Raw genomic sequence first — 2,544 nt, 5'->3', positions numbered from 1 at the left:
TTGAAATTAACCAGCCACAATACATCGATAAAGACGAAGTACTCCATCTGTCCTATTATTGGAATTGAGGGGTTGCTCAAACTAGTAGAAGTAGCAAGAAAACTGCAAGCAACCCAGGTAGTAACAGATTCAGAAGGTGTTGTATGCCAGAACAACTTATCCCCCCCCGCCGATAAGCGAGACACTATCCTCACTTTGGATAAAGCTGCCACCACGCAATCGAAAGCGGTTGCTATATCTGCTGTGTCAGATGCTGGAGAAGCAGATGAAGTTAGCAATTCCAGTAAAGGAGCGTAGTAATGAGCCAGGAATTTGAATTGCACAAATTGCGCTCGGAAAAAATTCTGCCCTATCACCAAGAAAAATTGGCAGTGGTTTACGTTCGACAGTCAACCCTGCAACAAGTACTAAATCATCAAGAGTCAACACAACTCCAGTATGGCTTAGTCAATCGTGCGCAAGCTTTAGGCTGGAGTAAAGAAAGGGTGCTAGTGATTGATGATGATTTAGGGAAATCCGGAGCCAGCACACAAGGCAGAGAAGGATTCCAGCGATTAGTGGCAGAAGTGGGAATGAATCATGTAGGGCTGATTTTAGGGATAGAGATGTCAAGACTAGCACGTTCATCGCGCGTATTGGCATCAACTGTTGGAAATCTGTGCCTTGTTTAAAACACTAATTGCAGATCTGGATGGAGTATACGATGCCAGCAATTACAATGACCGCTTACTTCTGGGATTAAAAGGAACAATGAGTGAAGCAGAACTGCACATGATTAAGCAAAGAATGGTGCAGGGCAAGCTGAATAAAGCACAACGAGGAGAACTAAACTTTTTACTGCCAACTGGTTATATCCGCCGCCCTTCTGGAGAAGTCGTATTTGACCCAGACGAACAAGTTCAGCAGGTGGTGCGGCTAATATTTCGGAAGTTTGAGGAACTGGGAACTCTCAATGCCGTGCTGCGCTACTTGGTGAAAAATGACATCCAATTCGGGATTCGAGTTGCAACGGGACTGAATAAGGGAGACTTGGAGTGGCATCGTCCTAATCGCATGACGCTGCAAAACCTACTGAAAAATCCGTTATATGCAGGCGCTTATGCGTATGGTCGTCGCCAAATAGATCCGCGCAAGCAACAAGCAGGGCGACCAAGTACTGGAAGAGTTGTAGTTGAGCCAGATAATTGGCATGTGTTGCTACCAGATTGTTATCCTGCTTATATTTCATGGGAGCAATATCAATGGAATTTGGCACGATTGAAGTCTAACCAGGCAAGAGCCGAAGAGTTAGGTGCAGTACGCTATGGGTCTGCAATATTGTCGGGCTTGTTGATTTGTGGCAAGTGTGGTTGTCGCATGGTTGTTCAGTACGCTCAGGGGCAGCATCATCGCTACGTATGTTGCCGACAGGCAGTTGACTATGGTGGCGAAAAGTGTCAGCAACTAGCAGGAGCTACACTTGATAAGTTTGTTAGCCAACAGGTTTTACAAGCGCTTGAGCCTGCGGCTTTAGAATTATCTTTGGAGGCAGCATCGCATCTCGAACAAGAGCGTTATCAGCTTGACCAATTATGGCAAAAGCGATTGGAAAGAGCTGCTTTTGAAGCCGAGCGAGCAGGACGGCACTATCGATTGGTTGAACCAGAAAATCGGCTGGTAGCACGTCAACTCGCCTTGGAATGGGAAGAAAAATTGGCTCTACAGCAGTCATTACGAGAAGATAAAAGCGCGATTCTGCCATCAGCAACCTCGTTTGCTCTCAAATCAAGAGCGTGAGGCAATTCGCCAACTAGCTCAAAATATTCCAGCTTTATGGCAAGCATCAACTACAACAAATGCTCAACGCAAAGAGATTATTCGACAGGTAATCGCAAAAATTACTGTTGAGGTTATTGGTAATAGCGAGCAAGTTCAAATTACGATCGAATGGGTGGGAGGTACTTGCACAAAACATAGCATTGTTCGTCCTGTTGCCAAACTGACGCAACTTTCACGGTATAACCAACTTTGCGAACGTCTCAAGAATCTAACAACTCAAGGATTAAGCCCTGAAGAAATTGCTCAATGCTTGAACTCAGAAGGCTATCATCCTCCAAAACGCCGTGCCACCTTTAATCGGCAGGGTGTTTGCGAACTAAAACGACGTTTGGGTTTATCTCAGGAACATTCTTGTTCTATTCACCGAGATGACCTTGGGGAAGCAGAATGGTGGTTACCAGATTTGGCTGGCACGATTGGAATGCCCAATATTACGCTTTACAACTGGGTCAAACGTGGTTGGGTCAAGGCAAGACAGCAGGAGCAACCACCTCGAAACTGGATTATTTGGGCTGATGCTGCTGAACTTGAGCGTCTGCGCCAACGTCGCCTGCTACCCCTTGGTCATGCTACTCGTCAAAAATGGCTTAATCAAATGCCTGCTATGTCTACCCACCTCAATTCAGCCACAACTTTATAAATACACTAAATCTCCAGGGCTACAACTTATGCCACATCAAAATTCCAATCCAGATATTTATGGTGGTATTGTGGTTGGCGCATCGA

General features: G+C 45.6%; 4 protein-coding genes. All 4 read left to right on the top strand.

Going from position 1 to position 2,544, the window contains the following annotated elements; all coding sequences use genetic code 11:
• Positions 1-297 (top strand): hypothetical protein (locus DSM107010_RS37545; RefSeq protein ID WP_206751862.1); only part of this gene is annotated, 297 nt, incomplete at its 5' end.
• Between the two features lie 2 nt (positions 298-299).
• Positions 300-671 (top strand): recombinase family protein, encoded by a 372-nt coding sequence (locus DSM107010_RS40845; protein WP_199756057.1) that lies wholly within the window; start codon positions 300-302, stop codon positions 669-671.
• Positions 664-1,776 carry a recombinase family protein gene (locus DSM107010_RS40840; RefSeq protein WP_199756056.1) on the top strand — a complete coding sequence of 371 codons (1,113 nt, stop codon included), beginning with the start codon at positions 664-666 and terminating at the stop codon, positions 1,774-1,776. Before DSM107010_RS40845 ends, DSM107010_RS40840 begins: the two co-directional genes overlap by 8 nt.
• Positions 1,754-2,458, top strand: coding sequence for a hypothetical protein (locus tag DSM107010_RS40835; protein ID WP_199756055.1), 705 nt, complete (start codon positions 1,754-1,756; stop codon positions 2,456-2,458). Before DSM107010_RS40840 ends, DSM107010_RS40835 begins: the two co-directional genes overlap by 23 nt.
• The last annotated feature ends 86 nt before the right edge of the window (positions 2,459-2,544 follow it).

This window comes from Chroococcidiopsis cubana SAG 39.79, from assembly GCF_003991895.1.
GTDB classification, from domain to species: domain Bacteria; phylum Cyanobacteriota; class Cyanobacteriia; order Cyanobacteriales; family Chroococcidiopsidaceae; genus Chroococcidiopsis; species Chroococcidiopsis thermalis.
The sequence above is the reverse complement of the archived record's forward strand: the minus strand, read 5'-3'. Positions and strand labels throughout refer to the sequence as shown.